The sequence below is a fragment of the Herbidospora yilanensis genome (assembly GCF_001570565.1).
In the GTDB taxonomy this organism is placed as follows: Bacteria; Actinomycetota; Actinomycetes; order Streptosporangiales; family Streptosporangiaceae; genus Herbidospora; species Herbidospora yilanensis.
The window spans coordinates 24,932-51,064 of the sequence record NZ_BBXE01000023.1 but is presented as its reverse complement, the minus strand read 5'-3'; the positions used below and the strand labels follow the sequence as shown (position 1 = coordinate 51,064).

Genomic DNA, 26,133 nt, shown 5'->3' with positions numbered 1-26,133 from the left:
AAGCCGAAAGCGCAGAGACGCGCCGCCCTTACGTCGGACGTAGTGCCGTGACCGCCGACTCAACCGTCGCGTGACATTCGAACACGCGGTTCAGCCCAACCCGCCGGCAGTGTGCTACCAGATCAGACGGAGCCCGCGCGACCGCGACACAGCCACCGGACTCCCGCACGTCCTTCACGCTCGACAGCATCGCGCCGAGACCCGAGCCGTCCCACGACACCACACCCGCCAGGTCGAGAACCAGATATGGCGGCTCCGGCATCGGTAGATCCGCCATCACCTGACGAAGACGAGCGTGAGGATCGCCGACCTGCCCGAACTCTCCCGTGATGTGAACGACCGCGTACCAACCCGCTAAGTCGCCATGGACCTCTAGAACCGCACCAGATTGCCCGCCCATGAGACAACCTCCGTCGTTGTCGGGTTGCTCTCCAGTCTGTCTCCGGCAAGCCCGGTGAACCAGGAGGAGTTCAACCTCCAGAGATCGGATGTCTGACCCCACGCGTACAGAGAGGGTGTTATGGCCCGTGATCATGGGCCATAACACCCTCTGTAGTGGGCAAACGTGCGCGGCATTTGGCCCGTGTATGGCCCGTGAACACTCAGCGATGGCGAGTCTCAGTGAGCACCAGTGAGACACCCCGAACCGACACCGCCAGCTATTTCCGCAGGTCAGAGCACAGATAAACCCCCTGACCAGGGGCGGGGGCGATCTCTCGCCACCCGCTCCGGCGACCGTCGGTTCTTCTGTGGAAAACCGCTTATGGCGTCAGGCGATAAACCTTCTGCGCCGTCGATTCGTATATGTACGACTGTTCGTCTCCGCTCAGCCCACTGGTGAAATCCTTAGTTGTCTCCACTACCTCGCCATACGTCGCGGCAAGGAGGCAGACGGGCCAGTCTGAGCCGAACATGACCCTTTCCGCGCCGAAATATTCAAGGACGTGCTCCACATAGGGCTGGAGCTGACCGGGGGTCCAGTCGGTCCAGCTCGCCTCCGTCACCAGGCCGGAGATCTTGCACGTCACGTTGTCGAAGTCGGCCAGGCCCTCGATCCCGGTCGCCCACGGCTCCATCAGCCCGCTGGCCACGGGCGGCTTGGCGGCGTGGTCGAGCACGAACCGGGCGTCGGGCAGGTCGGCCACGACCTGGCGGGCCGCCTTCAACTGGTGGACGAGCACCAGCAGGTCGTAGGCGAGCCCGGCCGAGGCGACGGCGTGCAGGCCGCGCACGACGTCGGGGCGGGTGAGCCAATCGTCGTCGGGCTCGTCCTGCACCTGGTGGCGGACGCCGACCAGCAGGTCGCCTCCGGGGCCCTCCCGCAGTTCGGCGAGGACGTCGGCGACGTCGGGGGCGGTCAGGTCGACCCAGCCGACGACGCCCTTGATCAGGCCGTCGGACTCCAGCGCCGTCCGCAGGAACTCGCGGGTCTCCTCGACCGAGGAGACGGTCTGCACGAGCACGGTGCCGGTGGCGCTGGTGGCGGCCCGCAGCTCCGGCAGGCCGTAGGGGCGCCTGATCGGCGTGAGCGCCGCGCCGGACATCCACGGGTAGTCGCGGCGGGACGGGTCCCAGAGGTGGTGATGCGCGTCGATCATGGTCAGAACCCCAGCTCCTCCCACAGAGCCTCGGGAACGGGCCGGGCGGCCAGTTCCATGTTCCCCCGAACCTCCTGCACGGATCTCATGCCCATGACGACCGTCGTCACCGCCGGGTGACGCAGCGGGAACGCCATGGCGGCCTGCGGCAGGGTCACGCCGTGCTTCTCGCACAGGGCGGCGATCTCCCGGGCGCGGGCGAGGACGTCGTCGGGGGCGGGCGCGTAGTTGAACGTGCCCCCGGCGAGGTCGTGGCGGGCCAGCAGGCCGCTGTTGAAGACGCCTCCGGCGATCACCGACACGCCGCGCCGGACGCACAGCGGGAGCAGTTCGGCCCCGGCCGACTGGTCGAGCAGCGTGTAGCGGCCGGCCAGCAGGACGGTGTCGATGTCGGTCTCGCGCACGAAGTCGGCCAGCATCGGCCACTGGTTCATGCCGACGCCGACGGCCTTGACGACGCCCTGGTCGCGGAGTTCGGCCAGGGCGGGGAACGCCTCGCCGACGGCCTGCGCCCAGTGATGGTCGGGGTCGTGGATGAGGGCGACGTCGACGGAGTCGAGGCCGAGCCGTTCGAGCGACTCCTCCAGCGAGCGCAACACGCCGTCGCGGGAGAAGTCCCAGGCCCGCGTGTGGCTCCTCGGCACGTCGAAGCCCTGGTCGTCCTTGCCGACGCCGTCGGCAGGCACGAGCAGCCGGCCCACCTTCGTGGAGAGCACGAACTCGCCGCGGGGCTTGGCGGCCAGCACCCGGCCGAGCCGGCGCTCCGACAGGCCGAGCCCGTAGTGGGGCGCGGTGTCGAAGTAGCGGATCCCCGCGTCCCACGCGGCCTCGACCGTCGCCGACGCCTCGTCGTCGGTGAGCGCGGTGAAGAGGTTGCCTATCGGGGCGGCACCTAAGCCGTAGGTCGTCGTCACGCCGAAAACCGTAGAGAACGGAGCCCTCGGACGTACAGCCCCCGACATCTCCCACACCTTGCGGAGAGGCCCGGCGGAGGGGTCGAAATCGCCGTCAAGGTGGCGGTTCATCTGTTTCTGCCAGGCTTGGTTGATCGGGTTGCCGGCCAGTCGCGCCTGGAAGTCGGCGTAGTCGACGACCTCGACGTAGTGGAACAGGTCGAGGCCGTCGCGCCAGATCCGCCACACCCGGGCGCCCGCTTCGCGCATCGCCCGGTCGAGGCCCGGCAGCAGCCGCGCGTGCTCGGTGTCGTAGGCGGCCTCGCTGCCGGGCTTGAGCCGGGTGCGCAGGGCGATGCGCTGCACGCCTCAGCTCCTCGGCCGCAGGCGCAGGCCCTGCATGCCGCCGTCGACCGCCAGCGAGGTGCCGGTGGTGGCCGACGCGAACGGGCCGGCCAGGTAGGCCACCGCGTGGGCGACCTCCTCGGCGGAGACCAGGCGGCCCATCGGCTGACGGGCGTTCAGGGCGGCCCGCTCGGCGGCCGGGTCGGCGGCGGCGTCGAGCAGCCGGCCGACCCACGGGGTGTCGGCGGTGCCCGGGTTGACGCAGTTGACCCGGATTCCGTCCTGTACGTGGTCAGCCGCCATCGCCAGCGTCAGCGAGTAGACGGCGCCCTTCGTCGCGCTGTAGAGCGCCCGCTGGGGCAGCCCGGCCGTGGCCGCGATCGAGCAGGTGTTGACGATCGCGGCGTGGGCCGACTCGCGCAGGTGCGGCAGGGCGGCCCGGGTGACCCGGACCATGCCGACGACGTTGACGTCGTACACCCGCAACCATTCGGCGTCGTCGTTGTCGGCGACCGTGCCGGCCGCGCCGATCCCGGCGTTGTTGACGACGATGTCGAGGCCGCCGAGTTGCTCGGCGGCGGACGCGACGGCCGCGCGGACCGACGAGTCGTCGGACACGTCGGCCTTGACGCCGACGAAGGGGTCACCGGGCGGGTTGAGGTCGAGGCAGGCGACGCGGGCGCCGCGCTCGGTCAGCAACGTGGCGATGGCCAGGCCGATGCCCTGGCCCCCACCGGTGACCAGGGCCTTGAGGCCCTCGAACTCGGTCATGACTCTCTCCAGACCGGCCCGTCGGGGAACACGTGGGCCGCGATCGACTCGGGTCGCATCTCGGCGCTGAACCCCGGTGCGACCGGTGCCCGGTAGACGCCGTTCTCGACGACGACCGGGTCGGTGAAGTGTTCGTGCAGATGGTCGACGTACTCGATGACGCGGTTCTCCATGGTTCCGGTCACCGACACATAGTCGAACATCGACAGGTGCTGCACCAGCTCGCACAGGCCGACGCCGCCGGCGTGCGGGCAGACCGGCACGCCGAACTTGGCGGCCAGCAGCAGGATCGCGATGTTCTCGTTGACACCCGCCACTCGCGCGGCGTCGAGCTGAAGGTAGGAGATCGCGCGCGTCTGCAGCAACTGCTTGAAGATGACCCGGTTCTGGACGTGCTCGCCGGTGGCCACGGGGATCGGCGCGATGGCGCGCGCGATGGTGGCGTGGCCGAGCACGTCGTCGGGGCTGGTCGGCTCCTCGACCCAGTGGGGCGAGTAGGGGCTGAGCTCCTTGACCCAGTGGATCGCCGCGCCGACGTCCCAGCGCTGGTTGGCGTCGATGGCGATCGGGAAGCCCTCGCCGCAGACCTCGCGGGCGATGCGCATGCGGCGCACGTCGTCGTCGAGGTCGGCGCCGACCTTCAGCTTGATCTGCCTGAAGCCGTCGTCGAGCGCCTCCTTGCAGAGGCGGCGCAGCTTCTCGTCGTCGTAGCCGAGCCAGCCCGGCGAGGTCGTGTACGCCGGGTAGCCGGTCTCCAGCAGCTTCTCGATCCGCTCGGCGCGGCCGGGCTCGGCGCGGCGCAGGATCTCCAGCGCCTCCTCGGGGGTGAGCTCGTCGCCGATGTAGCGGAAGTCGACCAGGCCGACGAGTTCCTCGGGCGACATCTCGGCGAGCAGCCGCCACAGGGGCTTGCCCTCGCGCTTGGCCTTCAGGTCCCACAGGGCGTTGACGACCGCGCTGATCGCCATGTGCATGACGCCCTTCTCGGGGCCCAGCCAGCGGAGCTGGCTGTCGTACACCATCTCCTTGTAGAGGGCGCCGAGGTCGCCGACGTCGCGGCCGAGCACATAGGGCTCCAGCGCGCGGATGGCGGCGGTCTGGATGTCGTTGCCCCGGCCGATGGTGAACGCGAAGCCGTGGCCCTCGCACTCCCCGTCGGACAACACGACGTAGGCGGCCGAGTAGTCGGGGTCGGGGTTCATCGCGTCGGAGCCGTCGAGCTCCAGGGACGTCGGGAACCGGATGTCGAAGGTCTGGAACGACTGGATGGGCGGGTGGATCGACGGGTGGATCGACGCTGCGGAGGTCACGCCTGACCCACCGTCTGCCGCTGCCGGCCGAGACCGTCGATCTCGAGCTCCATGACGTCGCCTTCCTTCAGGTAGGGATGCAGGCCGCTCAGGGCGACCCCGGCGGGTGTGCCGGTGTTGATCACGTCCCCGGGTTCGAGGACCATGAACTGGCTGAGGTAACGCACGATCTCGGCCACGCCGAAGATCATGTTCTTGGTGTCGCCGTCCTGCTTCAGGTCGCCGTTGACCCAGAGGCGCAGCCCGAGCGCCTGGGGGTCGGCGACCTCGTCGGCCGTGACGAGCCACGGGCCGAGCGGCTGGAAGGTCTCGCAGGACTTGCCCTTGTCCCACTGACCGCCGCGCTCAAGCTGGAACTCGCGCTCGGAGACGTCGTTGGAGACGGTGTAGCCGGCGACGGCCGCGAGCGCCTCCTCGTGCGAGCCGAGGTATCGGCAGGTCGAACCGATCACGATGGCCAGTTCGACTTCCCAGTCGGTCTTGACGCTGGCACGCGGAACAAGGACCTCGTCGAAAGGTCCGACGACTGTGTTGGGAGCCTTCATGAAGACCACCGGCTCGGTCGGAGCGGCGGCGCCGGACTCCTCCGCGTGGTCGCGGTAGTTCAGTCCAATGCATACGATCTTTCCGGGCCGCGCGATGGGCGGACCGATGCGCAGACCGTCCTGGTCGAGCTCCGGAAGGGGGTGGCCGGCGACTGCCGCACGGACCCGGTCGAGGCCGCCGGAGGCGAAGAAGTCCGGGGTGAAATCGGCTCCGTTGAGGAATTCGCCCAGGTCGAGCAGCCGCTCGTCGTCTGTGAGCACGGCCGGGCGTTCCGCGCCTTTTCCACCTACTCGAAGCAGCCTCACGACTCCCCCTATACATCCGATGTTTGCATGAGGAAGCCTGATGCCATGCCCGCCTCCCTGTCAAGCTCAGACATCGGATGACCTGTTCGGCCTCGAAACGTGCTTGGCTGGAACACGTTCCAGGCCTCGTCTTGAGGCGGATTCCCAGCGCAACGATGATCGGGTGATCAGATGCACATCGACCTCGTCGACATGGATCGGTACGCGGCCTCCGGCGCCCCCCACGACCAATTCGCCTGGTTGCGGGCCAACGCCCCGGTGTTCCGGCACCAGGGTGGTCAGATGGAGGGCTGGCCGCCCTTCTGGGCGCTGACCAAGCACGCCGACGTGGTGCACGTGTCACGGCGCAGCGACCTGTTCTCGTCCCACCGGCGGTTGTCGCTCTTCCCCGAGCCGGGCGAGGCGGAGCTCGAACTCCAGCGGCTGATGATGCTGAACCAGGACCCGCCGGAGCACACCCGCCGCCGCTCGCTCGTCAACCGGGGCTTCACCCCGCGCGCCATCTCCAAGCTGGAAGACCACATCCGCGACATCTGCCACGAGCTCATCGACGAGGCCCAGGCGAAGCCGAGCGTCGACTTCGTCCGCGACATCGCCGCTCCCCTGCCGCTGTACGTCATCTGCGAGCTCCTCGGCGCGCCGGTGGAAGACCGGGCCAAGTTGTTCGAGTGGTCCAACCGCATGATCGGCATGGACGACCCCGACTACTCGGCCAGCCCCGAAGAGGGCCAGATGGCGCCGATGGAGGTCTACGCGTACGCCAACCGGCTCGCCGAGGCCCGCCGCGACGACCCCCGCGACGACCTGGTGACCAAGTTGCTCCAGCCCGGCGACGACGGCGAGGAGCTGAGCGTGGAGGAGTTCGACCTGTTCGTCCTGCTCCTCGTGGTCGCCGGCAACGAGACCACCCGCAACGCCGCCTCGGGCGGCATGCTGGCCCTCTTCGAGAACCCCGACGAGTGGGCCAAACTCGTCGCCGACCAGTCGGTGGCGAAGACGGCCGCCGACGAGATCGTGCGGTGGGTCTCGCCCGTCAACCTGTTCCGGCGCACGGCCACCCAGGACATGGAAGTGCGCGGCCAGCAGATCAAGGAGGGCGACAAGGTCGTCATCTTCTACGCGGGCGCCAACCGCGACGAGGAGGTCTTCGCCGACCCGGAGGTCTTCGACGTGACCAGAGACCCCAACCCCCAGCTCGGCTTCGGCGGCGGCGGCGCCCACTTCTGCCTCGGCAACCACCTGGCCAAGATGGAACTCCGAGTGCTGTTCGAAGTCCTGTCGGAGCGCGTCCCGAAGATCCAGCAGGCCGGCGAGGCCCGCCGCCTGCGCTCCTACTTCATCAACGGCATCAAGGACCTGCCGGTCTCCCTCTGAACCGACACGGGGCCGGCCGCCCGGCCCCGCACCTTCTCCGTCAGCAGGCGGTCCGGGCGACGAAGCCGCCGGGGAGCGCCACGGCGGCAAGCGTCGGGAAGGTGTACGTGGCCTCGGTGACCGCGTAGGTGTAGACGCCGGGGCCCTCGCAGCGGAAGGTGAAGATCTGGTCCAGGGAGGTGTGGCCGTTCAGGTCGCTGCGCGCGTCGAAGGGCCCCGACGCGACGAGGTCGCCGTCCCTGCGGATCTCGAACCGTCCCCTGACCGAGCAGGGGGTCAGCGTCCAGAAAGGAACGGCGGTCCGGCAGTGCGAGGTGAGGGCGCCGTGCGGCCAGTCGCCGTCCTCCAGGCACAACCGCCAGAGCACGCTCGACACACCTTTACGGGTGTCGGCCTCCACTCCACAGGCACCGGTCTGGGCGTGCGCGGGCGAAGCGAGAAAGGCCGAACCGAACATCGCCAGCGACACAAGGTACTTGATCATGCACAGAAAGTAGCGACGCCAAGGACCCTGGTCCGGCGTTTCCCCTCCGACGCGCCAAGTCCGTCGACGAGAGCCAAAGTCGCTCGTGAGGCCGACCAGTCGTGGCTTGGCCGCGTCCGGGACCTGGACTGAGGAGCGCAGGAGAGCGAAGCGAACCGGAGCGACGAGGGAAGGCCCGGACTGAAAGCGGCCAAGCCCGCCGAGCCGGAGGCGCGGCCATCAAACAGGGCCAAGCCCGCCGCGCCGGAGGCGCGGCGGATATCAGGGCCAGGAGGAGTCCTGGAGGTCGCCGCCCTCGCTCAGCAGGCGCAGGTCCGACTCGACCATCATCGCGATCAGTTCCTCGAACGGAACGGTCGGTTCCCACCCGAGCTGCGTACGCGCCTTCTTCGGGTCCGCGCACAACAGGTCGACCTCGGCCGGCCGGTGCAGCGCCTGGTCGGCGATGACGTACCGCTCCCAGTCGAGGCCGGCCGCGGAGAAGGCCGCCTCGGCGAGTTCGCGCACCGACTGGGTGCGGCCGGTGCCGATGACGTAGTCCTCCGGCTTGCCGGCCTGGAGCATCAGGTGCATGGCCCGCACGTAGTCGCCCGCGAAGCCCCAGTCGCGCCGGGCCTCCAGGTTTCCCAGCCGCAGTTCGGTGGCCAGGCCCAGTTTGATCCGGGCCACTCCGAGCGACACCTTGCGGGTCACGAACTCGGCTCCCCGGCGGGGCGACTCGTGGTTGAACAGGATGCCGGAGACGGCGTACATGCCGTAGGACTCGCGGTAGTTCTGGGTGAGGAAGTGCCCGTAGGCCTTGGCCACGCCGTAGGGCGAGCGCGGGTGGAAGGGCGTGACCTCGGTCTGCGGGGTCTCGCGGACCTGGCCGAACATCTCCGACGACGACGCCTGGTAGAAGCGGATCTCGCCGCCGCGCGAGGAGCAGACGCGGATGGCCTCCAGCATGCGCAGCACGCCCATGCCGGTCACCTCGGCCGTGAGTTCGGCCTGCTCCCACGACATGGGCACGAACGAGATGGCGCCCAGGTTGTAGACCTCGTCGGGGCGGACCTTCTCGACGGCCGAGATGAGCGACCCCTGGTCGAGCAGGTCGCCGCGGACGAGGTGGATGTCCTTCGGCAGCCGGGCGACGCGCGGGTTGGACTGGCCGCGGACCAGGCCCCACACCTCGTAGCCCTCGGAGAGCAGGTGTTCGGCGAGATAGGAGCCGTCCTGACCGGTGATGCCCGTGATCAACGCGCGTCTGGCCAACACGTCCTCCTCCGTACGCGAACTTTGTAGGCGAATGTACCCCGAAGGCCCTGACCGGGCCGCATTCGTAGAACACGTTCCACCGAACGGCATTCCACCCGCCTAGGCTAAGGTCATCTCAGGTGCCCCCACAGGGGCGGAAAGGGGTGCTTCGGGGTGGAGAGGCTGCGCGTCGCACTGCTGTCCTATCGCAGCAAACCCACCTGCGGCGGTCAGGGGGTGTATCTCCGCCACATCACCCGCGAACTCGTGGCGATGGGGCACCACGTCGAGGTGTTCTCCGGTCAGCCCTATCCGGAGCTCGACGAGGGCGTGATCCTCAACAAGGTGCCGAGTCTCGACCTCTACCGCGACGAAGACCCCTTTCGGACCCCCAAACCGGGCGAATACCGCGACTGGATCGACCTCCTCGAAGTCGGCACGATGTGGACGGCCGGTTTCCCCGAGCCGCTGACCTTCAGCCTGCGGGCCTACCGGGAGCTCAAGGCGCGGATCGGCGACTTCGACGTCGTACAGGACAACCAGACGCTCGGATACGGCGTGCTGGGCATCCAGAAGCACTTCCCGGTGGTCGGCACGATCCACCATCCCATCAGCGTCGACCGGCGGATCGAGCTGGCGGCGGCCGAGGGCTGGATGAAGTTCTCCAAACGGCGCTGGTACGGCTTCGTCCGCATGCAGGCATACGTCGCCGCGCGGCTCAAGCCGATCCTCACGGTCAGCGAGTCGTCGGTGGCCGACATCCACCGTGACTTCCGCGTCCCGCAGTCGAACCTGCGCCTGATCCCGCTCGGTGTGGACACCCGGTTCTTCCACCCCCGCCCCGAGTTGCCCAGGCGCAAGGGCTCGATCGTGGCGGTGGCCAGCGCCGACTCCCCGATGAAGGGGGTCGCGACGCTCCTGCGCGCGGTCGCCAAGCTCTCCACCGAACGCGACGTGAACCTGACCGTCGTCAGCAAGCCCACCCCCGGCGGCCCGACCGAGCAGCTCGTGGCCGAGTTGTCGCTGCACGACCGGGTGCGGTTCGTCCACGGCATCTCCGACGACGAGCTCGGTGAGCTGATCGCCACCTCCGAGATCTCCGTCGTCCCGTCGTTGTACGAGGGCTTCTCGCTCCCCGCCGTGGAGCACATGGCGTGCGGGACCCCGCTGGTGGCGTCCCGGACCGGCGCCCTGCCCGAAGTGGTCGGCGACGCCGCGGTCCAGGTGGCCCCGGGCGACCCCGAGGAGCTCGCGGCCACGCTGCGCCGCCTGATCGACTCCCCCGAGCTGCGGGAGGAGTACGGACAGCGCGGCTACGACCGTGTCATGGAGCGTTACGCGTGGCCCGTCGTGGCCCGCAAGACCGTTGAGGCCTACCGCGAGGCCATCGCCGCGCGCTGACCCGAAGGGTTCCCCAGGAGATGCTGACCGTCGATTTCGCCCGGCTGCCCGTCGGGCCCGGAGACCGTGTGCTCGACCTGGGCGCAGGTGGCGGCCGGCACGCCTTCGAGGTGCTGCGACGGGGCGCCGACGTGGTCGCCTTCGACCTCGACCCGGCCGAGATGGAGTCGGTGGCGGCGATGTTCGCGGCCATGGACAAGGAGGGCGAGGTCCCCTACGGCGCCACGGGCGAGACCGTCGTCGGGACCGCGCTCGACATGCCGTTCCCCGACGGGTCGTTCGACCGCGTGATCGCGTCGGAGGTCCTGGAGCACATCCCCGAGGACATGGCGGCGATGAAGGAGATCGTCCGGGTGCTGAAGCCGGGCGGGCTGCTGGCCGTGACGGTGCCGGCGTTCCTGCCCGAGCGCGTCTGCTGGGCGCTCTCGGAGGCCTACCACACCGCTCCCGGCGGGCACATCCGGATCTACACCCTCGCCGAGTTGTCGGCCAAGCTGAAGTCGTCGGGCCTGGAGATCGGCGACCACCACCACGCCCACGGGCTGCACACGCCCTACTGGTGGATCAAGTGCGCGGTCGGGGTCGACAACAATGACCACCCGATCGCCAAGGCCTACCACGAGCTGCTGGTGTGGGACATCATGAAGCGGCCCGCCGTCACCCGGATCGCCGAGCAGATCCTCAACCCGGTGATCGGCAAGAGCGTGGTCCTCTACGCCCGGAAGCCCGCATGATCCCGGCGGTGCCGGGGGTCGTGACCGGCGACGACATCGCCGCCACCGCAGCCAGCATCGCCGCCGTGCAGCTCCCCGACGGGGGCGTGCCGTGGCCCGAGGGGCACGTCGACGCGTGGAACCACGTCGAGTGCCTGATGGCGATGACGGCGGCCGGCCTGCGCGAGGCGTCGTCGCGGGGCTGGGAGTGGATCAGGCGGCACCAGCGGCCCGACGGCTCGTGGCCGATGAAGGTGCTGAACGGCGAGCCGCTCGAAGACCGGGGCGAGTCCAACCACGCCGCCTACGTGGCCGTGGGGGTCTGGCACGACCTGCTGATCACCGGCGACGAGGCGTTCGCCCGGGAGATGTGGCCGACGGTCGGCCGGGCCCTCGACTTCGTCACCGGCCTGCAGACCCGGCGCGGCGAGATCGTCTGGGAGGCGGCCCCCGACTCCTACGCGCTGCTGACCGGCTGCTCGTCGGTCTACCAGGGCCTGCGCTGCGGGGTGCGCCTGGCCGAGCGCCTCGGCGACCCCCAGCCCGGCTGGGAGCTGGCGGCCGACCGGCTGGGCCACGTCCTGCGTGAGCACCCCGAGGCATTCGCCGACAAGAGCCGCTTCTCGATGGACTGGTACTACCCCGTGCTCGGCGGCGCGCTGCGCGGCGAGCGGGCGCTGCGCCGCCTCGACGACGACTGGGACCGCTTCGCGGTGGCCGGCCTCGGCATCCGCTGCGTCTCCGACCAGCCGTGGGTGACGGGCGCGGAGTCGTGCGAGCTGGTGCTGACCCTCGACGCGGTCGGCGACGACGACCGGGCCCTGAAGGTCTTCACCGAGATGCAGCACCTGCGGCACCCCGACGGCGGCTACTGGACGGGCTGGCAGTTCGTGAACGAGCGCCACTTCCCGAACGAGCGGTCGGCGTACACGGCGGCCGCGGTGATCCTGGCCGCCGACGCGTTGTCGCGCACCACCCCGGCCAACGGCGTCTTCCGCGACGCGGGCGGCTTCGCCGAAGACCGGGCCTCGGCCGACTGCGGCTGCCAGCGGGCGGCCTCGCCCGCCTAGACCTTCTCCAGGGCCCGGAGCGAGCCGGTCACCCGGACCTCCTTGAAGCCCTCTTCGAGGGCTCTCTTGTAGATCCGGTACGGCGCCTGCCCGCCGTCGGCCGGGTCGGGATAGATGTCGTGGAAGATCAGCACACCCCCCGGCACCACGTGGGGCGCCCAGCCCTCGTAGTCGCGGGTGACCGGGTCTTCGGAGTGGCCGCCGTCGACGAACAGCAGGCCGAGCGGGGTGTGCCAGTGGGCCGCCACGGTCGCCGACGCGCCGACGACCGCGATCACGACGTCTTCGAGGCCGGCCGTGGCGATGGTGGTGCGGAAGAAGGGCAGCGAGTCCATGCGGCCGAACCGGGGGTCGACCAGCGTGGGGTCGTGGTGGGCCCAGCCGGGCTGGATCTCCTGCGAACCCCGGTGGTGGTCGACCGTGAACACCACCGTGCCGGCCTCGCGGGCGGCGGCGCCCAGGTAGACGGCCGACTTGCCGCAGTAGGAGCCGATCTCGGCCATGGGGCCGCGGGAGCCGTACAGGCAACCGAGTTCGTAGAGAGCCAGGCCCTCGTCGGGGGGCATGAATCCCTTGGCCCGCTCGGCGGTGTGCCGCAATGATGCCGGCATCGGATGGTGTGTCACCCGCCCGAGACTACCCTTGTCCCGTTAGGTGCAACGTGTTCTACTTCTGGTCGTGAACCAGCGCGCGCGGATCGTGATGACCGGCGAAGAGGTGGCCACCCTGCTGAAAGAGGGCCGCAAACTCCAGCTCGCCACGATCAACCAAGACGGCACGCCCCACCTGGTGACCATGTTCTACGGGTTGTCCGACGACGGCAGGCTGATCTTCTGGACCTACGCCAAGGCGCAGAAGTCCCGCAACATCGAGCGCGATCCCCGGGTGACCTGCCTGGTCGAAGTGGGCGACGACTACGGCGACCTGCGCGGCGCGACGATCTACGGCACCGCGCTCCCCTACGACGACGTCATGGACGCCGGCATGCGCGTCACGGCCAGGATGACCGGCCAGGACCCGGAACCGATGCGCCCGTTCGTGGAGATGACCGGACGCAAGCGCGTCGCCTACATCGTGGAGCCGGGGCGCGTAGTCTCCTGGGATCACCGCAAACTGCACGGGAGCTCCTGATGCCGAAGGTCATTGTCGACTACCTCGTCTGTGAGGCCAACGGGGTCTGCGTGGGCCTGGCCCCCGAGGTGTTCGACCTCGACGACGACGACAACCTGCACGTTCTGCTGGAAGAACCCCCCGCCGGCATGCTCGACCGGGTCAGGCACGCCGTCCGGTCATGCCCGAAGGCGGCACTTTCGCTCGAAGAAGAGTAAAAACCACCGGAGGTTCCCATGCGCGGCGCTCTGCTGCACACCATCGGCGCGGACAAGCTCGACATCCGCGACGACCTGACCCTCATCCCGGTCGGCCCGTCGGACGTCCGGGTCCGGATCAGGGCGACCGGCGTCTGCCACTCCGACCTGTCGGCCGTATCTGGGGTGCTCCCCCAGCCCGCGCCCCTGGTGCCGGGCCACGAAGGGGCCGGAGAGGTCGTCGAGGTCGGCGACCACGTGACGAGCGTCGCGCCCGGGGACCACGTGATCATCAACTGGACCCCGGCGTGCGGGTCGTGCGCGAGCTGCTCCCACGGGCAGCCGCACCTGTGCATGACCTCGGTCGTCCGCGGCTTCACCGAGCCCGGCTTCAAGTTCGACGGCGACAAGCCCGCCTTCGGCATGGCCGGTTGCGGCACGTGGGCCGAGGAGATCGTGGTCCCCGCCGGCGGCGCCATCAAGGTCGACGCGGACGTCCCGTTCGAGATGGCCGCCCTGATCGGCTGCGGCATCACCACCGGCGTCGGCGCCGCCCTCAACACGGCCAAGGTCCGCCCCGGCACGTCGGTGGCCGTGGTCGGCTGCGGCGGCGTGGGCCTGTCGGTGATCCAGGGCGCCCGCATCTCGGGAGCGACCACGATCCTGGCGATCGACCCCCTGGAGTCGAAGCACGAATTGGCCAAGAAGGTCGGCGCCACCCACGCCTGCACCCCCGACCAGCTCATGGACGCCATCGGCACCCTGACCGGCGGCCAGGGCTTCGACTACGGCTTCGAGGTCGTCGGCAAGTCCCAGGCCATCATGACCGCCTGGCAGGCGACCCGGCGCGGCGGCGACGTGATCGTGGTGGGCGCCGGGGCGATGGACGACATGGTGCCCTTGAACGCCTTCAGCCTCCTGTTCGACGGCAAGAACCTCCTCAGCTCCCTGTACGGGGGCAGCGACGTCCGCCGTGACTTCCCGTTCTTCGCGGGGCTCTACAAGGCGGGCAAGCTCGACCTGGAGAGCATGATCAGCTCCCGCATCCAGCTCACCGACCTGAACGACGCGGTGACGGCCCTGCGGAGCGGCGAGGTCCTGCGGCAGATCGTCCTGCTGTAACCGCCGTCCCGTCGGTATGATCCCGGGTATGAGCGACACCAAGCGACGCATCACCATCACGGTGGATCCCGGTGTGGCCGACTACGCCGAACAACTCGTCCACGACGGACGGGCCGGATCGGTCTCCGACGCGTTCAACGCGGCGCTGCTCGCGCAGCGCCGCCGCGAGCTCCACGGACTGGCCCTCCTCCGGCGCCGCGCCGCCTCCGCCGACCCCGATCGAGTCGCCCGGCTGCGTGCCCATGTAGACCGCCAGGCCCGCGAACAGGGGTTCTCCGCCGAGTGAGTGACCACACCCCCACGCCCTACGTCCTCGACACCGGGGTGCTGAGCGAGATCGTGCGCGGCGACAGCGACCTGATCGGCCTGATCCAGGACTTCGACCGATCAGGCCAGCCGATGGTGGTGCCGGTCCTCGCCATGGCGGGGGCACTGCGCGACCACCGCGGCGCACCCGAGGCGCAGGCCCTCCTCGCCGGCCTGTCGGGCTTCGGCCAGGTGATCGTCGCGCCGCTCGACGGCGTCGACCAGGCGACCGACCTCGTCGACATGCTCATCGCGACCGGCCTGGAGCCGTGGGACGCCCAGGTGGCCGCCATCGCCAACACCTCCGTCTGCCCGATCCTCACCATGGACGCGAGCATCTGGCGCGCCTGCTCGGCAGCCCTCGACCACCCCCTGCACACCATCGAGGTCGCCGATCCCGACGCCTAGACCGTGAAAGAGATCCAGACGTCGGGCGGCAGGTCCGCCCGCCCCGGCACCGGCCGCCGCTCCTCCGTCCAGGCCTGCCCGGCGACCGTCGTGGCGGCGCGGCGCCAGAAGCCGACGGCGGGCAGGTTGACGTCCTGGAAGGCGACCTCCCAGGCACCCGGGTGCCGGTCGACGACGTCGGCCACGGCCCGCAGGCCGATGCCGGAGCGGCGGGCCGCGCGGACGACGAAGAAGCTGTTCAGCACGCGGACCGGCCCGCTGAGCGCCCGGACGAAGGCGAAGCCGAGCGGGGCCCGTTCTCGCTCGATCAGATAGGGCGCCCAGTCGGCGTCGGTGAAGGCGGCCTCGACGCGTTCGCTGCGGAAGGTGCCGTCGGGGTTGGGGACGACACCGGCGAACTCGGACATGTCATGGCGGAACATCAGCCAGAGGCGCTCGACCGTGAGCCGGTCGGCGGCGGTGGCGGGGCGGACGTGCACGGGGGCTCCTGAGGGCATGAAAAAAGCCTCCCCGGCGCACCGGGGAGGCAGATAATGCTCGAAGTATATCGCCCCAGCACATACCTGCACATGTTCACTGGAGAAGCGATGACCATGTCCACCCGGCCCGCCGACGACGGCGGCCTGGAGATCACCATCCGGCTGACCGCCGCCGAGGCCGAGGCCATGCAGAATGTGCCGCAGCTGATGGCAGAGGCCTTCGACAGTCATCTCTGGGCCCTGGGAATGCTCCGGACCGGGGCCAACTCCCGCGATCCGGGCTCTCCCGCGCCCGTCCAGGGAGACTGGGCGAGCGCGTTGTGGCACGCCGACCGTCTCCGGTCGCGCCTGGACGCCATCCGGACCGCCACCATCCGCGCCTTCATGGCCTCGGGCGGCAACGCGGAACGGCTGGCCGGGGTGCTGCGGACCGAGCCCGCCGAGGCCAGGGCCCTCTGGACCGAGATGCGGAACCGGCCGCCCGGCGACTGGGAGCGGTGGGCGTCCGGGGGATCGTGAAACCCACCTCTGCGACAGGGTTCACCGGGCATATCCCCCCGTATCGTCCCCCTCAGTGCCAGTGATCACGTGAGGGAGGATCGGTATGTCCGACGATGAGGCGCGGCGCGTCTTCGACGTTGTCGACGCGTTCGACCCCGACGCGTTCGTGCGGCTGTTCGCCGAGGACGGCACGCTGAGGTTCGGCAACGCCGACCCCAACACGGGCCGCGAGGCGATCGCCGCCGGGTTACGCGGGTTCTTCTCCACCATCGGCGGCCTGCGGCACCGGATCGTCCGCGCCTGGACGGCCGGGGCCGACACCGTCGCCGAGACCGAGGTGACCTACACCCGGCTCGACGACAGCGAGGTCAGCGTGGTGGCCGTCTCCATCTGGACCCGCGGCGACGACGGCCTGATCACCGACTACCGCATCTTCGTCGACCTGGCGCCCCTCTACTCGGCCCAGGGCTCGGTGGTGACGACGATCTAGAACTCCTCCCAGGTCTCCGGGTCGAGCCTGACCGGCTCCCCCGTGTCGAGAGCGGTGATCGCGTCGACGTCGCCCGCGTCGAGGTGGAACCCGAAGACGTCGATGTTCTCCCGCTGCCGCCCGGGGTCCCCCGACTTGGGCACCACGGCGATCCCCCGATCGAGCAGCCACCGCAACACCACCTGCGACGGCTTCACCCCGACCCGCCGGGCGATGTCGACGATCACGGGATGCTCCAGGATCCCGGTATTGCGCTCCAGCGGGCTCCAAGCCTGGATCACGGTCGGGTCGCCCTTCGTGGCCTCCACGAGGGCGACCTGAGCATGGGTGGGCGACACCTGCCGCTGGTTCACCGCCGGCTGCACCCCGGTCTCCTTCACCACGGCGTGCAGGTGCTCAGGCGTGAAGTTCGACACCCCGACCGACCGGATCAGCCCCTCCCGCGCCAGTTCGAGCAGCGCGGCATAGGTCTCGACGTAGAGCCCCAGCCGGGGCAACGGCCAGTGGATGAGGTAGAGGTCGACATAGTCGAGCCCGAGGCGCTCCAGCGAGCCCTCAAGCGCGGCCCGCGCCTTGGCGGCCCCATGGTCCTCACCCCGAAGCTTGGTGGTGACGAAGAGGTCCTTACGCGGCAACCCCGACTCGCGCACCCCCGCCCCCACGGCCGCCTCGTTCCCATAACTGGCGGCGGTGTCCAGCAGCCGATACCCGGCGTCGACGGCGGTGAGCACGGCCTCGGTGGCCCGCCGGCCGTGGAGGGGATAAGTGCCGAGCCCGACGAGGGGCATGGAGTGGCCGGTGTTGAGAGTCACATGAGTGTCCATGACTCCATGGTCGCGGGCCTGGACGAATGCACACCGCATTCACGCGGGCGGACCCGTGGGTCATCGACGCCGGCAGCACGGATTCGACGTGTCGCTTCCCGGGCCGCATGCCCGGCCGGGAAAATGGCGGCGTTCCGCCGCCCGCGTGGTCTTGACTCATCACACACGCGGGGAGTGGTGAGCGAAGGAGGCGCCGCGCATAAGGTCGGCTCGACACGGCGACTTTTCGCGAGAAGAGGACGGGACAAGGCGTGGATCAAGGCACCCGCGACGAGGTGCTCAGCCGCCTGGCTGAGGCCGTCGGGTCCATCACGGTCGCACACCCGACACGGGTCGCCATCGACGGACCGCCCGCCGCCGGCAAGACCACTCTCGCCGACGAGCTGGCCGCCGTCTTGCGCGACCAGGGCCGCGACGTCATCCGTGCGACGATCGACGATTTCCTCTTCCCCCGGGCACGGCGCTATCCGCGCGGTGAATACTCGGCCGAAGGCTGCTACTTCGACACCCACGACCACGATGCGCTGAACCGGGTTCTACTCGATCCGCTCGGCCCGGGCGGAGATCGAAACTATCGACACGCGGTCTACGACCACACGGAGGACACCGTGTCGTCCCCGCCGACCGCGACCGCCGCCCCCGACGCCGTGCTGGTCTTCGACGGCGTCTTCCTCATGCGCCCGGAGCTGATCGACAGGTGGGACCTGCGCGTCTTCGTGTCGACCGCGCTTGAGAAGACCGTGGACCGTGCCGTGATCCGGGAGAGCCGGGTGTCATCACGCGCCGAAGTCGAACGCCGCTGGCGCGAGCGTTACATCCCCGCCCAGCAGCTCTACTTCACCACGGTCCGCCCGACCGACCACGTCGACATCATCGTGCACAACGACGAGCCCCAGGAGCCGGTCTGGGAGACGCGAACACACTGACCGACAATGCGGTGAGCACATAGTCGTATGGGGGAAGTGCGAGGCCGCGTCCGGGCCTGGACTGAGGAGCGCAGGTGAGCGCAGCGAGCCGGAGCGACGAGGGAAGGCCCGGACATGAAGGCGGCCGAGCCGCCGCGCCGGAGGCGCGGCAATCAGACAGGCAAAAAGGCAGGCCTGCGCCCCTGACCTCGGAAACGCAGACCTGCCTCGTCTAAATGATCACTCGGAGCTGAACGCGGCGTCGAACGCCGCGGCCGGCGGGGTGATCGCGTTGAGCTTGGAGATGTACGCCAGGGCCTCGGGCGCGCCCATGAGGCGGTCCATGCCGGCGTCCTCCCACTCGATGGAGATGGGGCCGTCGTAGCCGATGTGGTTGAGGGCGCGGAAGCAGTCCTCCCACGGCACGTCGCCGCGGCCGGTGGAGACGAAGTCCCAGCCGCGCTTGGGGTCGGCCCACGCCAGGTGCGACGACAGGATGCCGCGGCGGCCGTCGCCGATGCGAACCTTGGCGTCCTTGCAGTCGACGTGGTAGATCCGGTCGGCGAAGTCGAGGATGAAGCCGGCCGGGTCGAGCTGCTGCCACACCATGTGCGACGGGTCCCAGTTGAGGCCGAAGGAGGCCCGGTGGCCGATGGCCTCCAGGGTCTTGACCGTCGTGTGGTAGTCGTAGGCGATCTCGCTCGGGTGCACCTCGTGGGCGAAGCGCACACCCTCCTGCTCGAACACGTCGAGGATGGGGTTGAAACGCTCGGCGAAGTCCTCGTAGCCACGGTCGATCATGGCCTGGCTGGCCGGCGGGAACATGGCCACGGTGTGCCAGATCGAGGAGCCGGTGAAGCCGACCACGGTGTTGGCGCCCAGGAGGGCGGCGACGCGGGCGGTGTTCTTGGTCTCCTCGGCCGCGTTGCGGCGGACCTGCTCGGCGTCGTCGGACCACAGGCGGGCGGGCAGGATGCCCTTGTGCCGCTCGTCGATCGGGTGGTCGCAGATGGCCTGGCTGATCAGGTGGTTGGAGATCGTCCAGACCTTGAGGTTGTACTTCTCCAGGGTCTCCAGCTTGCGCTTGACGTACCCGGGGTCGCTGAGGGCCTTGTCGATCTCCAGGTGGTCGCCCCACGTGGCGATCTCGAGGCCTTCGTAGCCCCATTCGGAGGCGAGGCGGCAGACCTCCTCGAAGGGCAGGTCGGCCCACTGGCCGGTGAAGAGGGTGATCGGTCGCGTCATCGTCGTCAGTCTCCGTCAGTCTCCTGGGATGGGGCCTGCCCCTTCCGCCCGGAACGCGAAACGGCTCGGGTGGCACTCACGTGTACGTCGCCTCGGCGCGACGGCGTACACGCGACCGTGCCGGTCGCGTTCCGGGCGGCCGGGAACCCCGGTCCCCCCGAAAAGGTGTGCGTGGTCTTAGACAGTCGTCCAGCGGCTGTCGTCGCCGGCGCTGCGCTCGACCGCGTCGAGCACCTTCTGCACTTGGAGTCCGTCGTCGAACGAGGGCGTGGGGTCCGCCCCGGCCGAGATGGCCTCCAGGAAGTCCTTCACCTCGTGGGTGAACGTGTTCTCGTAGCCGAGTCCGTGGCCCGGGGGCCACCACGCGCCCGCGTAGGGGTGACCGGCCTCGGTGACGAGCACCCGCCGGAATCCACCTTCCTCCGCGGCCAGCGTGTGGTCGTGGAACCACAACTCGTTGAGCGACTCGAAGTCGAACGAGATGCTGCCGAGCGATCCGTTGACCTCGATGCGCAGCGCGTTCTTGCGGCCGGTGGCGAAGCGCGTGGCCTCGAAGGAGGCGATGGCGCCGCCGCCGAAGCGGCCGGTGAAGATCGCGGCGTCGTCCACGGTGACCTGGCCCATCTCGGCGCCGCCCTGGGCGGAGAGCCCGGCGGAGGCGTCGGCGAGGGGCCGCTCCTTGATGAACGTCTCGGTGATGGCCGAGACGCCCGTCAGGTGCTCTCCGAGGATGAACTGCGCGGTGTCGATGATGTGCGCGCCGATGTCACCGAGCGCACCCGATCCGGCCTTGTCCTTCTGCAGACGCCAGACGAGCGGGAAATCGGGGTCGACGATCCAGTCCTGGAGGTACTGGGCGCGTACGTGACGGATGGTCCCGAGACGACCCTCGGCGACGAGCTGGCGGGCCAGCGCGACGGCGGGGACACGCCGGTAGTTGAAGGCCACCATGCTGCGCACACCCCGGGCCGCGGCCGCGCGGGCGGCGGCGGCCATGGCCTCCGCCTCCTCGACGGTGTTGGCCAGGGGCTTCTCGCACAGCACGTGCTTGCCCGCCTCAAGTGCGGCGATGGCGATCTCGGCGTGCGAGTCACCGGGCGTGCAGATGTCGACCAGGTGCACGTCGTCGCGCTTGACGAGTTCCTTCCAGTCCGTCTCGACGGACGCCCAGCCCATGGACTCGGCGGCCGCCTCGGTGTTCGCCCGCGACCGGCCGGACAGGACCGCCATGGACGGCTTGACCGGCAGGTCGAAGAACGCACCGACGCTGCGCCAGGCCTGGGAGTGCACGCGTCCCATGAACGCGTACCCAACCATGCCAACCCCGATGACCGGCTTCACGACTCGAAGCCCAGCGGCAGGTACTCGGCGGCGTTCTCCTTCGTGATGGTCTCGGAGGCCAAGGTGATGGACTGCGGGACCTGGTGCTCCAGAAGGTCGCTCATGCCCTTGCCCTGCGCGATCAGGCGGGCGAGCTTGATCGCGGAGGCCGCCATGGTGGGCGAGTAGGTGACCGTCGCCTTGAGGACGCCCGAGTCGGCCTGGATGTCACGCATGGCGTTGGCCGAACCGGCGCCGCCGACCATGAAGAACTCGGAGCGGTTGGCCTCCTTGATGGCGGCCAGCACGCCGATGCCCTGGTCGTCGTCGTGGTTCCAGATGGCGTCGATCTTCGGGTGCGCCTGGAGCAGGTTGGCGGCGACCTCGGTGCCCGACTCGACGGTGAACTGCGCGTCCTGCTTGGCGGTCACCGAGAAGCCGTAGCTCTTGAGGGCGTCCTCGAAGCCCTTGCTGCGGTCCTGGGTCAGGGGCAGCGTGGCGATGCCCTGGATCTCCAGGATGACCGGGTTGGAGGTCCCGGCGTCCTTGAGGCGCTTGCCGATGAAGTGGCCGGCGGCCACGCCCATGCCGTAGTTGTCGCCGCCGATCCAGGTCCGGTACGACAGCTTGTCCGGGAACACGCGGTCGAGGTTGACGACCGGGATGCCGGCGTCGGTGGCCGTGCGGGCGATCTGGTTCAGCTGCGCGCCGTCGTTCGGCAGCATGACGATGACGTTGACCTTGGCGGCGATCAGCGTCTCGACGGCGGAGATCTGCTGGTTGATGTCGTTGGTCGGCTCGACGGCCTTGAACTCGACATCGGAGTACTGCTTGGCGGCGTCGGCGGCGTTCTTGGCGATGGCCGCGATCCAGCCGTGGTCGGCGGCGGGGGCCGAGAAGCCGATGACGACCTTGTCGCCGGGGGCGTCGTTCCCGCCGGCCGGGGCCGGCGCGGGGGCGGCGGCGGCCGTGGTGGCCGCCGGAGCCGCGGCGGGCTCGTTGCTGGTGCAGGCCGAAACGAGCGCACCGGCGCCGATGACGGCACCGCCGAGGAGGAATCCGCGGCGACCCGGGGTCTGGGTCATGTTGTTCTCCCTTGGAGAGTTATTTCCGGCAGTGAGGTATCCGGGCCACGGCGGTACGGATGCCGCGGCCCAGCAGGGGGTGAGAACTTGCTATGTACTTGCGTTGAGGCTGCGCCGCTGAAGGAGAACGGCGGCCACGATGATCAGACCCTTGGCGATGAGCTGGTCACTGGTGTTCAGCCCATTCAGGATGAAGAGGTTGGTGATCACGGTGAAGATCAGCAGACCGAGGATGGCGCCCACGATCGTGCCCCGCCCACCGGTCAGAAGCGTGCCGCCGATGATGACCGCGGCGATCGCGTCCAGTTCGTACAGGTCGCCGTGGGTGGACGACCCGGTCGTGGTGCGCGCCATGATGAGGATCGCGGCGATGCCGCAGCAGAACCCGGACAGGGCGTAGAGCATCATCGTGTGGCGTCGCACGTTGATGCCGGCCAGCCGGGCGGCCTCGGGGTTGCCGCCGACGGCGTAGGTGCGGCGGCCGAAGGTGGTGCGGTTGAGGATCAGCCAGCCGATGATGACGACCACGGCGAAGATGTAGACGAGCAGCGGCAGGCCGAGGACGCGGGTCGTCGACAGGTCGACGATCAACTGGTTGTCCGGGCCGACGAGCTGGGTCTTGCGGTCGGACATGCGCTGGGCCAGACCACGGGCGGCCACCAGCATCGCCAGCGTGGCGATGAAGGGCACCATCCGCCCGTACGAGATCAGGAAGCCGTTGAGCAGTCCGGCTCCGGTTCCTACGAGAACGGCGCAGATCATCATCACCCACGGCCCGTAGGCCTGGGTCGCCAGCGTGGTGGCCCATACGGAGGCCAGGGCCATCACCGCGCCGACCGACAGGTCGATGCCGCCGCCGATGATGACGAACGTCGCGCCGACGGTGATGACGCCGATGGTCGCGGCCAGGGCCAGGATCGACACCATGTTGGAACTGGTGGCGAACGCGTCCGGCACGGTGACGAGGCCGACTGCGCCCAGGATGACCAGGGCCAGCACGAGGCCGATGTGCGGGATCTCGCCGATCCTGCCTAGTCGAAGACCGCCTCCGCCTGAGGGCTTGGCGGTGGCCGCGTGGGCCTTCGCCGGGGCGGTTTCGTCCGCCTTGGGTGCGGACACCTGTTGCGGATTCACCTCTGTCATGGAACGGGCTCCTGCTCGATCAGTCGTGGGAGGGGGCGGACACCGGGTGGGCGTCCATGACGAGGTCCAGCACGGTGTGCTCATCGAGCTCCCCGGCGCCGGCCTCTCGGACGATGCGGCCTTCGCGGATCACCAGCACGCGGTCGGAGAGCCCGAGCACCTCGGGGACCTCGCTGGAGACCAGCAGCACACCGACGCCTTCGTCGGCCAGCTTGCGGATGAGGGCGTAGATCTCGGCGCGCGCGCCGACGTCGACACCGCGGGTCGGCTCATCGAGCAGCAGTAGCTTCCGGCCTTCTCCGACCAGCCAGCGGCCGATGACCGCCTTCTGCTGGTTGCCGCCGGAGAGGGTCTTGATGATGCGGTTGGGGTCGGGCGGGCGGATGTCGAGCGCCTTCACCAGGTGCGCGGCCTCCTCCGCCTCCTTCTTCCGGTTGATCCAGCCGAAGGTGGAGTAACGCTCCATGCTCGCCAAGGTGATGTTGCGGGCGACGCTCTGGCCGAGGAGGAGGCCCTGGGCCTTGCGCTCCTCGGGGGCCAGCCCCATGCCGAGCCCGACGGTGCGGGTGGTGTTCCCGGGCTTGACGGCCTTGCCGTTCAGCGTGATCTTCCCGGAGAACTTCCGGGCGCCGTACACGGCCTCGATGATCTCGGAGCGGCCGGAGCCGACGAGTCCCGCGAGACCGACGATCTCGCCGGCGCGGACCGAGAACGACACGTCGCGGACCATGCCGGCCACCGAGCAGTTCTCGATCGTGAGGATCTCGTCCCCGAAGCCGCCGTCAGGGCGCGGCGGGAACACGTATTCGACGTTGCGGCCGGTCATCAGCGACACGACCTTGTTCGTGGGGGTGTCCTTCGCGGGCAGGCCGACCGCGACGGTGCGGCCGTCCTTCAGCACGGTCACCCGGTCGCCGATCTCCCGGATCTCCTCCAGGCGGTGGGAGATGTAGATGACGGCGACGCCCTGGGCGGTCACCTCCCGGATGATCCGGAAGAGGTTGCTCACCTCGTCGTGCGCCAGCGCGGCCGAGGGCTCGTCCATGACGATGATCCGCGCGTCGTGCGACAGCGCCCGCGCCATGGAGACGACCTGCTTGCCGGCCGGGGAGAGGCGGCCCACTTCGGTCGTCGGGCGGATCTCGCCGTGCCCGAGTCGTTCGAGGATCTTCCTGGTGGCGGCGTTGGTGGCGCCCCGGCGGGTGAATCCCATCGTGGCGTGCTCGTGCCCGAGGAACACGTTCTCGGCGACGCTGAGGCCGTCGACGAGGTCGAGTTCCTGATAGATCGTGGCGACGCCCAGCTTCATAGCGGCCGTCGGTGTCGTCAGTTTCACCGGTTCGCCGTTCATCAGCACCTCGCCGGAGTCCGGCTGGTGGGCGCCCGCGAGCACCTTGATGAGGGTCGACTTCCCGGCCCCGTTCTGTCCCAATAGACAGTGGACCTCTCCGGCGCGGACGTCGAGGTCCACCCCGTCGAGTGCACGCACGCCGGGGAACTGCTTGACGATGTCCCGCATTGCGAGCAACGACGGGGTTTCCGACTGCTCCCGGCTTATGTCCTCCATGTTTCCGGATGCTAAGGACGACTTATGCTGACGGTCAAGCAAAAGTGGGTGTCCTGATGTCATAATGAGATCTGGAATCATCGGATGCGGTGAAGGGAGGCGATGTTGACTCAGGGGATGCTGAGCGAGTCCAGCGGCTCGGTCACCGGGGCGGGAGCGCTGCTCTCGATCCTTCGTGACGGCCAGGCCCGCACTCGGGCCGAACTCGTGCAGCTCACGGGTCTCGCCAGATCCACAGTTTCGCAGCGGCTCGACGCGCTGCTCTCGCATCAATGGATCGTGCCCGCCGACGACGCGATCTCCTCAGGAGGGCGGCCCGCGACCGCCTTCACCTTCAACCGGGGCGCCCGGGTCGTCGCGGCGGCCGATCTCGGGGCGACCCACGCACGAGTGGCGGTGACCGACCTCGCCTCGACCGTCCTGGCCGAGCGCAGGGTCGACCTGCCGATCGACCGAGGGCCCGAAGAGGTCCTCGGCTGGCTGGTGGTGACGCTGAAAGAACTGCTCGTCGACACCGGCGGCGAGCTCTGCGGCGTGGGCGTCGGCCTTCCCGGGCCGGTCTCCCATTCCAGCGGCCGTCCCGTGAACCCCCCGATAATGCCGGGGTGGGACGGGTTCCCAGTGCCTGACTGGCTGGGATCTCGTCTGGGCGCGCCGGTTCTGGTCGACAACGACGTCAACATCATGGCTCTGGGCGAACACTGGGCGGCCAGGCGCGACGTCGAGCACCTGGTGTTCGTCAAGATCGGCACCGGCATCGGGTGCGGCATCATCTCCGAGCGGCGGCTCCATCGCGGCGCTCAGGGAGCGGCCGGCGACATCGGCCACATCAGGGTGACCGCGAGCGACGAGGTTGTGTGCCGGTGTGGCAACAGCGGTTGTCTGGAAGCGGTGGCCAGCGGCGCTGCCATCGCCAACCAGCTCGACGCGGCCGGGGTCGAGGCCCACGGCAGCCGCGACGTGGTCAACCTGGTGCGGCAGGGCAACACGATGGCCGTGCAGTTCGCACGGCAGGCCGGGCGCGAGATCGGCGACGTCCTGGCGTCGATCGTGAACTTCTTCAATCCGTCGGTGATAGTGATCGGTGGAGACATGGCCGAGGCCGGGGAGCACATCCTGGCCGGGGTGCGAGAGGTGATCTACAGCCGATCGCTCCCGCTGGCGACGCAACACCTGAGCATACGGGCCACCGAGCTCGGTGATCGGGCGGGCATCATCGGCGCGGCCGTCATGGTCATAGAGCACGTCCTGTCCCCGGAAGCGGTGGATCTGGTCGTCTCATCCTGAGAGCGCTCTCTTGACTGACTCGTGACAAGGCAGCAACATTACGGGCGGGTCCCACTCGATCCGGTCAGCGGTGGCACGCTGACCCACCGGTGAGAGCG

Annotated in this window: 29 protein-coding genes; 13 read left to right on the top strand and 16 right to left on the bottom strand. The window is 69.3% G+C overall.

Going from position 1 to position 26,133, the window contains the following annotated elements; genetic code table 11:
- Positions 1–28 precede the first annotated feature (28 nt).
- The 6 genes from AW273_RS39345 to AW273_RS17600 all read right to left on the bottom strand — a co-directional run bounded on the left by AW273_RS39345 (position 29) and on the right by AW273_RS17600 (position 5,723).
- On the bottom strand, positions 29–262 hold the full coding sequence (locus AW273_RS39345; RefSeq protein ID WP_369409044.1) for an STAS domain-containing protein: 234 nt from the start codon (positions 260–262) through the stop codon (positions 29–31).
- 499 nt (positions 263–761) lie between these two features.
- Positions 762–1,598 carry an amidohydrolase family protein gene (locus AW273_RS17620; RefSeq protein ID WP_062349418.1) on the bottom strand — a complete coding sequence of 279 codons (837 nt, stop codon included), beginning with the start codon at positions 1,596–1,598 and terminating at the stop codon, positions 762–764.
- Positions 1,599–1,600: 2 nt separating this feature from the next.
- Entirely contained in the window at positions 1,601–2,857 is a 1,257-nt protein-coding gene (locus AW273_RS17615) for an aldo/keto reductase (RefSeq protein WP_083949836.1), read from the bottom strand.
- Positions 2,858–2,860: 3 nt separating this feature from the next.
- Positions 2,861–3,607 carry an SDR family NAD(P)-dependent oxidoreductase gene (locus tag AW273_RS17610; protein ID WP_062349417.1) on the bottom strand — a complete coding sequence of 249 codons (747 nt, stop codon included), beginning with the start codon at positions 3,605–3,607 and terminating at the stop codon, positions 2,861–2,863.
- Entirely contained in the window at positions 3,604–4,917 is a 1,314-nt protein-coding gene (locus AW273_RS17605; protein ID WP_232327473.1) for an L-fuconate dehydratase, read from the bottom strand. The genes AW273_RS17610 and AW273_RS17605 overlap by 4 nt, the downstream gene beginning before the upstream one ends.
- The gene (locus AW273_RS17600; protein ID WP_439648637.1) at positions 4,914–5,723 is read right to left on the bottom strand and encodes a fumarylacetoacetate hydrolase family protein; all 810 of its coding nucleotides are present in this window, start codon (positions 5,721–5,723) and stop codon (positions 4,914–4,916) included. The genes AW273_RS17605 and AW273_RS17600 overlap by 4 nt, the downstream gene beginning before the upstream one ends.
- 216 nt (positions 5,724–5,939) lie before the next feature.
- On the opposite strand from AW273_RS17600, the gene AW273_RS17595 reads away from it, so the two are divergent.
- On the top strand, positions 5,940–7,142 hold the full coding sequence (locus tag AW273_RS17595; protein WP_062349415.1) for a cytochrome P450: 1,203 nt from the start codon (positions 5,940–5,942) through the stop codon (positions 7,140–7,142).
- Between the two features lie 40 nt (positions 7,143–7,182).
- Here AW273_RS17595 and AW273_RS17590 read toward each other — a convergent pair whose 3' ends face one another.
- Together AW273_RS17590 and AW273_RS17585 are read right to left on the bottom strand one after the other, a co-directional pair.
- Positions 7,183–7,626 carry a hypothetical protein gene (locus AW273_RS17590; protein ID WP_157555875.1) on the bottom strand — a complete coding sequence of 148 codons (444 nt, stop codon included), beginning with the start codon at positions 7,624–7,626 and terminating at the stop codon, positions 7,183–7,185.
- Between the two features lie 261 nt (positions 7,627–7,887).
- Positions 7,888–8,880, bottom strand: coding sequence for a GDP-mannose 4,6-dehydratase (locus tag AW273_RS17585; protein ID WP_062349413.1), 993 nt, complete (start codon positions 8,878–8,880; stop codon positions 7,888–7,890).
- 165 nt (positions 8,881–9,045) lie between these two features.
- Between AW273_RS17585 and AW273_RS17580 the strand changes: the two genes are divergently transcribed.
- Genes AW273_RS17580 through AW273_RS17570 form a run of 3 tightly spaced genes read left to right on the top strand, consistent with a single transcriptional unit; the run spans position 9,046 to position 12,046 of the window.
- The gene (locus AW273_RS17580) at positions 9,046–10,263 is read left to right on the top strand and encodes a glycosyltransferase family 4 protein (RefSeq protein WP_062349566.1); all 1,218 of its coding nucleotides are present in this window, start codon (positions 9,046–9,048) and stop codon (positions 10,261–10,263) included.
- A 20-nt stretch (positions 10,264–10,283) separates the two neighbouring features.
- Complete coding sequence (locus AW273_RS17575) at positions 10,284–10,997, top strand: class I SAM-dependent methyltransferase (protein WP_062349412.1); 714 nt, start codon at positions 10,284–10,286, stop codon at positions 10,995–10,997.
- Positions 10,994–12,046: a prenyltransferase gene (locus AW273_RS17570; RefSeq protein WP_062349411.1), complete on the top strand. Its 1,053-nt coding sequence runs from the start codon at positions 10,994–10,996 to the stop codon at positions 12,044–12,046. Before AW273_RS17575 ends, AW273_RS17570 begins: the two co-directional genes overlap by 4 nt.
- Here AW273_RS17570 and AW273_RS17565 read toward each other — a convergent pair.
- Positions 12,043–12,657, bottom strand: a complete 615-nt coding sequence (locus tag AW273_RS17565) for a class I SAM-dependent methyltransferase (RefSeq protein WP_062349410.1) — start codon at positions 12,655–12,657, stop codon at positions 12,043–12,045. The genes AW273_RS17570 and AW273_RS17565 overlap by 4 nt on opposite strands.
- A gap of 67 nt (positions 12,658–12,724) precedes the next feature.
- Between AW273_RS17565 and AW273_RS17560 the strand changes: the two genes are divergently transcribed.
- Genes AW273_RS17560 through AW273_RS17540 form a run of 5 tightly spaced genes read left to right on the top strand, consistent with a single transcriptional unit; the run spans position 12,725 to position 15,189 of the window.
- On the top strand, positions 12,725–13,177 hold the full coding sequence (locus AW273_RS17560; protein ID WP_062349409.1) for a pyridoxamine 5'-phosphate oxidase family protein: 453 nt from the start codon (positions 12,725–12,727) through the stop codon (positions 13,175–13,177).
- Entirely contained in the window at positions 13,177–13,374 is a 198-nt protein-coding gene (locus AW273_RS17555) for a ferredoxin (RefSeq protein ID WP_062349408.1), read from the top strand. The genes AW273_RS17560 and AW273_RS17555 overlap by 1 nt, the downstream gene beginning before the upstream one ends.
- 18 nt (positions 13,375–13,392) lie before the next feature.
- Positions 13,393–14,475: a Zn-dependent alcohol dehydrogenase gene (locus AW273_RS17550; RefSeq protein ID WP_062349407.1), complete on the top strand. Its 1,083-nt coding sequence runs from the start codon at positions 13,393–13,395 to the stop codon at positions 14,473–14,475.
- A gap of 28 nt (positions 14,476–14,503) precedes the next feature.
- Positions 14,504–14,761: a hypothetical protein gene (locus AW273_RS17545; protein ID WP_062349406.1), complete on the top strand. Its 258-nt coding sequence runs from the start codon at positions 14,504–14,506 to the stop codon at positions 14,759–14,761.
- Positions 14,758–15,189, top strand: a complete 432-nt coding sequence (locus tag AW273_RS17540; RefSeq protein WP_062349405.1) for a PIN domain-containing protein — start codon at positions 14,758–14,760, stop codon at positions 15,187–15,189. Before AW273_RS17545 ends, AW273_RS17540 begins: the two co-directional genes overlap by 4 nt.
- On the opposite strand, the gene AW273_RS17535 is transcribed toward AW273_RS17540, so the two are convergent.
- Positions 15,186–15,668, bottom strand: coding sequence for a GNAT family N-acetyltransferase (locus AW273_RS17535; protein ID WP_232327472.1), 483 nt, complete (start codon positions 15,666–15,668; stop codon positions 15,186–15,188). The genes AW273_RS17540 and AW273_RS17535 overlap by 4 nt on opposite strands.
- A 108-nt stretch (positions 15,669–15,776) precedes the next feature.
- On the opposite strand from AW273_RS17535, the gene AW273_RS17530 reads away from it, so the two are divergent.
- A complete protein-coding gene (locus tag AW273_RS17530; protein WP_062349403.1) occupies positions 15,777–16,187 on the top strand; it encodes a hypothetical protein in 411 nt (136 codons plus the stop codon).
- 85 nt (positions 16,188–16,272) lie between these two features.
- Entirely contained in the window at positions 16,273–16,659 is a 387-nt protein-coding gene (locus tag AW273_RS17525) for a nuclear transport factor 2 family protein (RefSeq protein WP_062349402.1), read from the top strand.
- Here AW273_RS17525 and AW273_RS17520 read toward each other — a convergent pair.
- The gene (locus AW273_RS17520; RefSeq protein ID WP_062349401.1) at positions 16,656–17,483 is read right to left on the bottom strand and encodes an aldo/keto reductase; all 828 of its coding nucleotides are present in this window, start codon (positions 17,481–17,483) and stop codon (positions 16,656–16,658) included. The genes AW273_RS17525 and AW273_RS17520 overlap by 4 nt on opposite strands.
- A 251-nt stretch (positions 17,484–17,734) precedes the next feature.
- On the opposite strand from AW273_RS17520, the gene AW273_RS17515 reads away from it, so the two are divergent.
- A complete protein-coding gene (locus tag AW273_RS17515) occupies positions 17,735–18,409 on the top strand; it encodes a cytidylate kinase family protein (protein WP_062349400.1) in 675 nt (224 codons plus the stop codon).
- A gap of 219 nt (positions 18,410–18,628) precedes the next feature.
- Here AW273_RS17515 and AW273_RS17510 read toward each other — a convergent pair whose 3' ends face one another.
- The 5 genes from AW273_RS17510 to AW273_RS17490 form a co-directional block, all read right to left on the bottom strand.
- Positions 18,629–19,633 (bottom strand): sugar phosphate isomerase/epimerase family protein, encoded by a 1,005-nt coding sequence (locus tag AW273_RS17510; protein ID WP_062349399.1) that lies wholly within the window; start codon positions 19,631–19,633, stop codon positions 18,629–18,631.
- A gap of 177 nt (positions 19,634–19,810) precedes the next feature.
- Positions 19,811–20,950 carry a Gfo/Idh/MocA family protein gene (locus tag AW273_RS17505; RefSeq protein WP_062349565.1) on the bottom strand — a complete coding sequence of 380 codons (1,140 nt, stop codon included), beginning with the start codon at positions 20,948–20,950 and terminating at the stop codon, positions 19,811–19,813.
- A gap of 20 nt (positions 20,951–20,970) precedes the next feature.
- Positions 20,971–22,038 carry a substrate-binding domain-containing protein gene (locus tag AW273_RS17500; RefSeq protein ID WP_062349398.1) on the bottom strand — a complete coding sequence of 356 codons (1,068 nt, stop codon included), beginning with the start codon at positions 22,036–22,038 and terminating at the stop codon, positions 20,971–20,973.
- A gap of 90 nt (positions 22,039–22,128) precedes the next feature.
- The gene (locus tag AW273_RS17495) at positions 22,129–23,181 is read right to left on the bottom strand and encodes an ABC transporter permease (protein ID WP_062349397.1); all 1,053 of its coding nucleotides are present in this window, start codon (positions 23,179–23,181) and stop codon (positions 22,129–22,131) included.
- A gap of 19 nt (positions 23,182–23,200) precedes the next feature.
- The gene (locus AW273_RS17490; protein ID WP_062349396.1) at positions 23,201–24,748 is read right to left on the bottom strand and encodes a sugar ABC transporter ATP-binding protein; all 1,548 of its coding nucleotides are present in this window, start codon (positions 24,746–24,748) and stop codon (positions 23,201–23,203) included.
- A 102-nt stretch (positions 24,749–24,850) separates the two neighbouring features.
- Between AW273_RS17490 and AW273_RS17485 the strand changes: the two genes are divergently transcribed.
- Positions 24,851–26,035, top strand: coding sequence for an ROK family protein (locus AW273_RS17485; RefSeq protein ID WP_083949834.1), 1,185 nt, complete (start codon positions 24,851–24,853; stop codon positions 26,033–26,035).
- Positions 26,036–26,133: the final 98 nt, after the last annotated feature.

Bases quoted from the DNA above. Each gene is read 5' to 3' on its own strand.
- AW273_RS17610 (WP_062349417.1), bottom strand. From the start codon at position 3,607: ATGACCGAGTTCGAGGGCCTCAAGGCCCTGGTCACCGGTGGGGGCCAG.
- AW273_RS17555 (WP_062349408.1), top strand. From the start codon at position 13,177: ATGCCGAAGGTCATTGTCGACTACCTCGTCTGTGAGGCCAACGGGGTC.
- AW273_RS17520 (WP_062349401.1), bottom strand. From the start codon at position 17,483: ATGGACACTCATGTGACTCTCAACACCGGCCACTCCATGCCCCTCGTC.
- AW273_RS17565 (WP_062349410.1), bottom strand. From the start codon at position 12,657: ATGCCGGCATCATTGCGGCACACCGCCGAGCGGGCCAAGGGATTCATG.
- AW273_RS17500 (WP_062349398.1), bottom strand. From the start codon at position 22,038: ATGACCCAGACCCCGGGTCGCCGCGGATTCCTCCTCGGCGGTGCCGTC.
- AW273_RS17510 (WP_062349399.1), bottom strand. From the start codon at position 19,633: ATGACGCGACCGATCACCCTCTTCACCGGCCAGTGGGCCGACCTGCCC.
- AW273_RS17505 (WP_062349565.1), bottom strand. From the start codon at position 20,950: ATGGTTGGGTACGCGTTCATGGGACGCGTGCACTCCCAGGCCTGGCGC.
- AW273_RS39345 (WP_369409044.1), bottom strand. From the start codon at position 262: ATGCCGGAGCCGCCATATCTGGTTCTCGACCTGGCGGGTGTGGTGTCG.
- AW273_RS17570 (WP_062349411.1), top strand. From the start codon at position 10,994: ATGATCCCGGCGGTGCCGGGGGTCGTGACCGGCGACGACATCGCCGCC.
- AW273_RS17530 (WP_062349403.1), top strand. From the start codon at position 15,777: ATGACCATGTCCACCCGGCCCGCCGACGACGGCGGCCTGGAGATCACC.
- AW273_RS17595 (WP_062349415.1), top strand. From the start codon at position 5,940: ATGCACATCGACCTCGTCGACATGGATCGGTACGCGGCCTCCGGCGCC.
- AW273_RS17620 (WP_062349418.1), bottom strand. From the start codon at position 1,598: ATGATCGACGCGCATCACCACCTCTGGGACCCGTCCCGCCGCGACTAC.
- AW273_RS17575 (WP_062349412.1), top strand. From the start codon at position 10,284: ATGCTGACCGTCGATTTCGCCCGGCTGCCCGTCGGGCCCGGAGACCGT.
- AW273_RS17545 (WP_062349406.1), top strand. From the start codon at position 14,504: ATGAGCGACACCAAGCGACGCATCACCATCACGGTGGATCCCGGTGTG.
- AW273_RS17550 (WP_062349407.1), top strand. From the start codon at position 13,393: ATGCGCGGCGCTCTGCTGCACACCATCGGCGCGGACAAGCTCGACATC.
- AW273_RS17590 (WP_157555875.1), bottom strand. From the start codon at position 7,626: ATGATCAAGTACCTTGTGTCGCTGGCGATGTTCGGTTCGGCCTTTCTC.
- AW273_RS17525 (WP_062349402.1), top strand. From the start codon at position 16,273: ATGTCCGACGATGAGGCGCGGCGCGTCTTCGACGTTGTCGACGCGTTC.
- AW273_RS17495 (WP_062349397.1), bottom strand. From the start codon at position 23,181: ATGACAGAGGTGAATCCGCAACAGGTGTCCGCACCCAAGGCGGACGAA.
- AW273_RS17490 (WP_062349396.1), bottom strand. From the start codon at position 24,748: ATGGAGGACATAAGCCGGGAGCAGTCGGAAACCCCGTCGTTGCTCGCA.
- AW273_RS17485 (WP_083949834.1), top strand. From the start codon at position 24,851: ATGTTGACTCAGGGGATGCTGAGCGAGTCCAGCGGCTCGGTCACCGGG.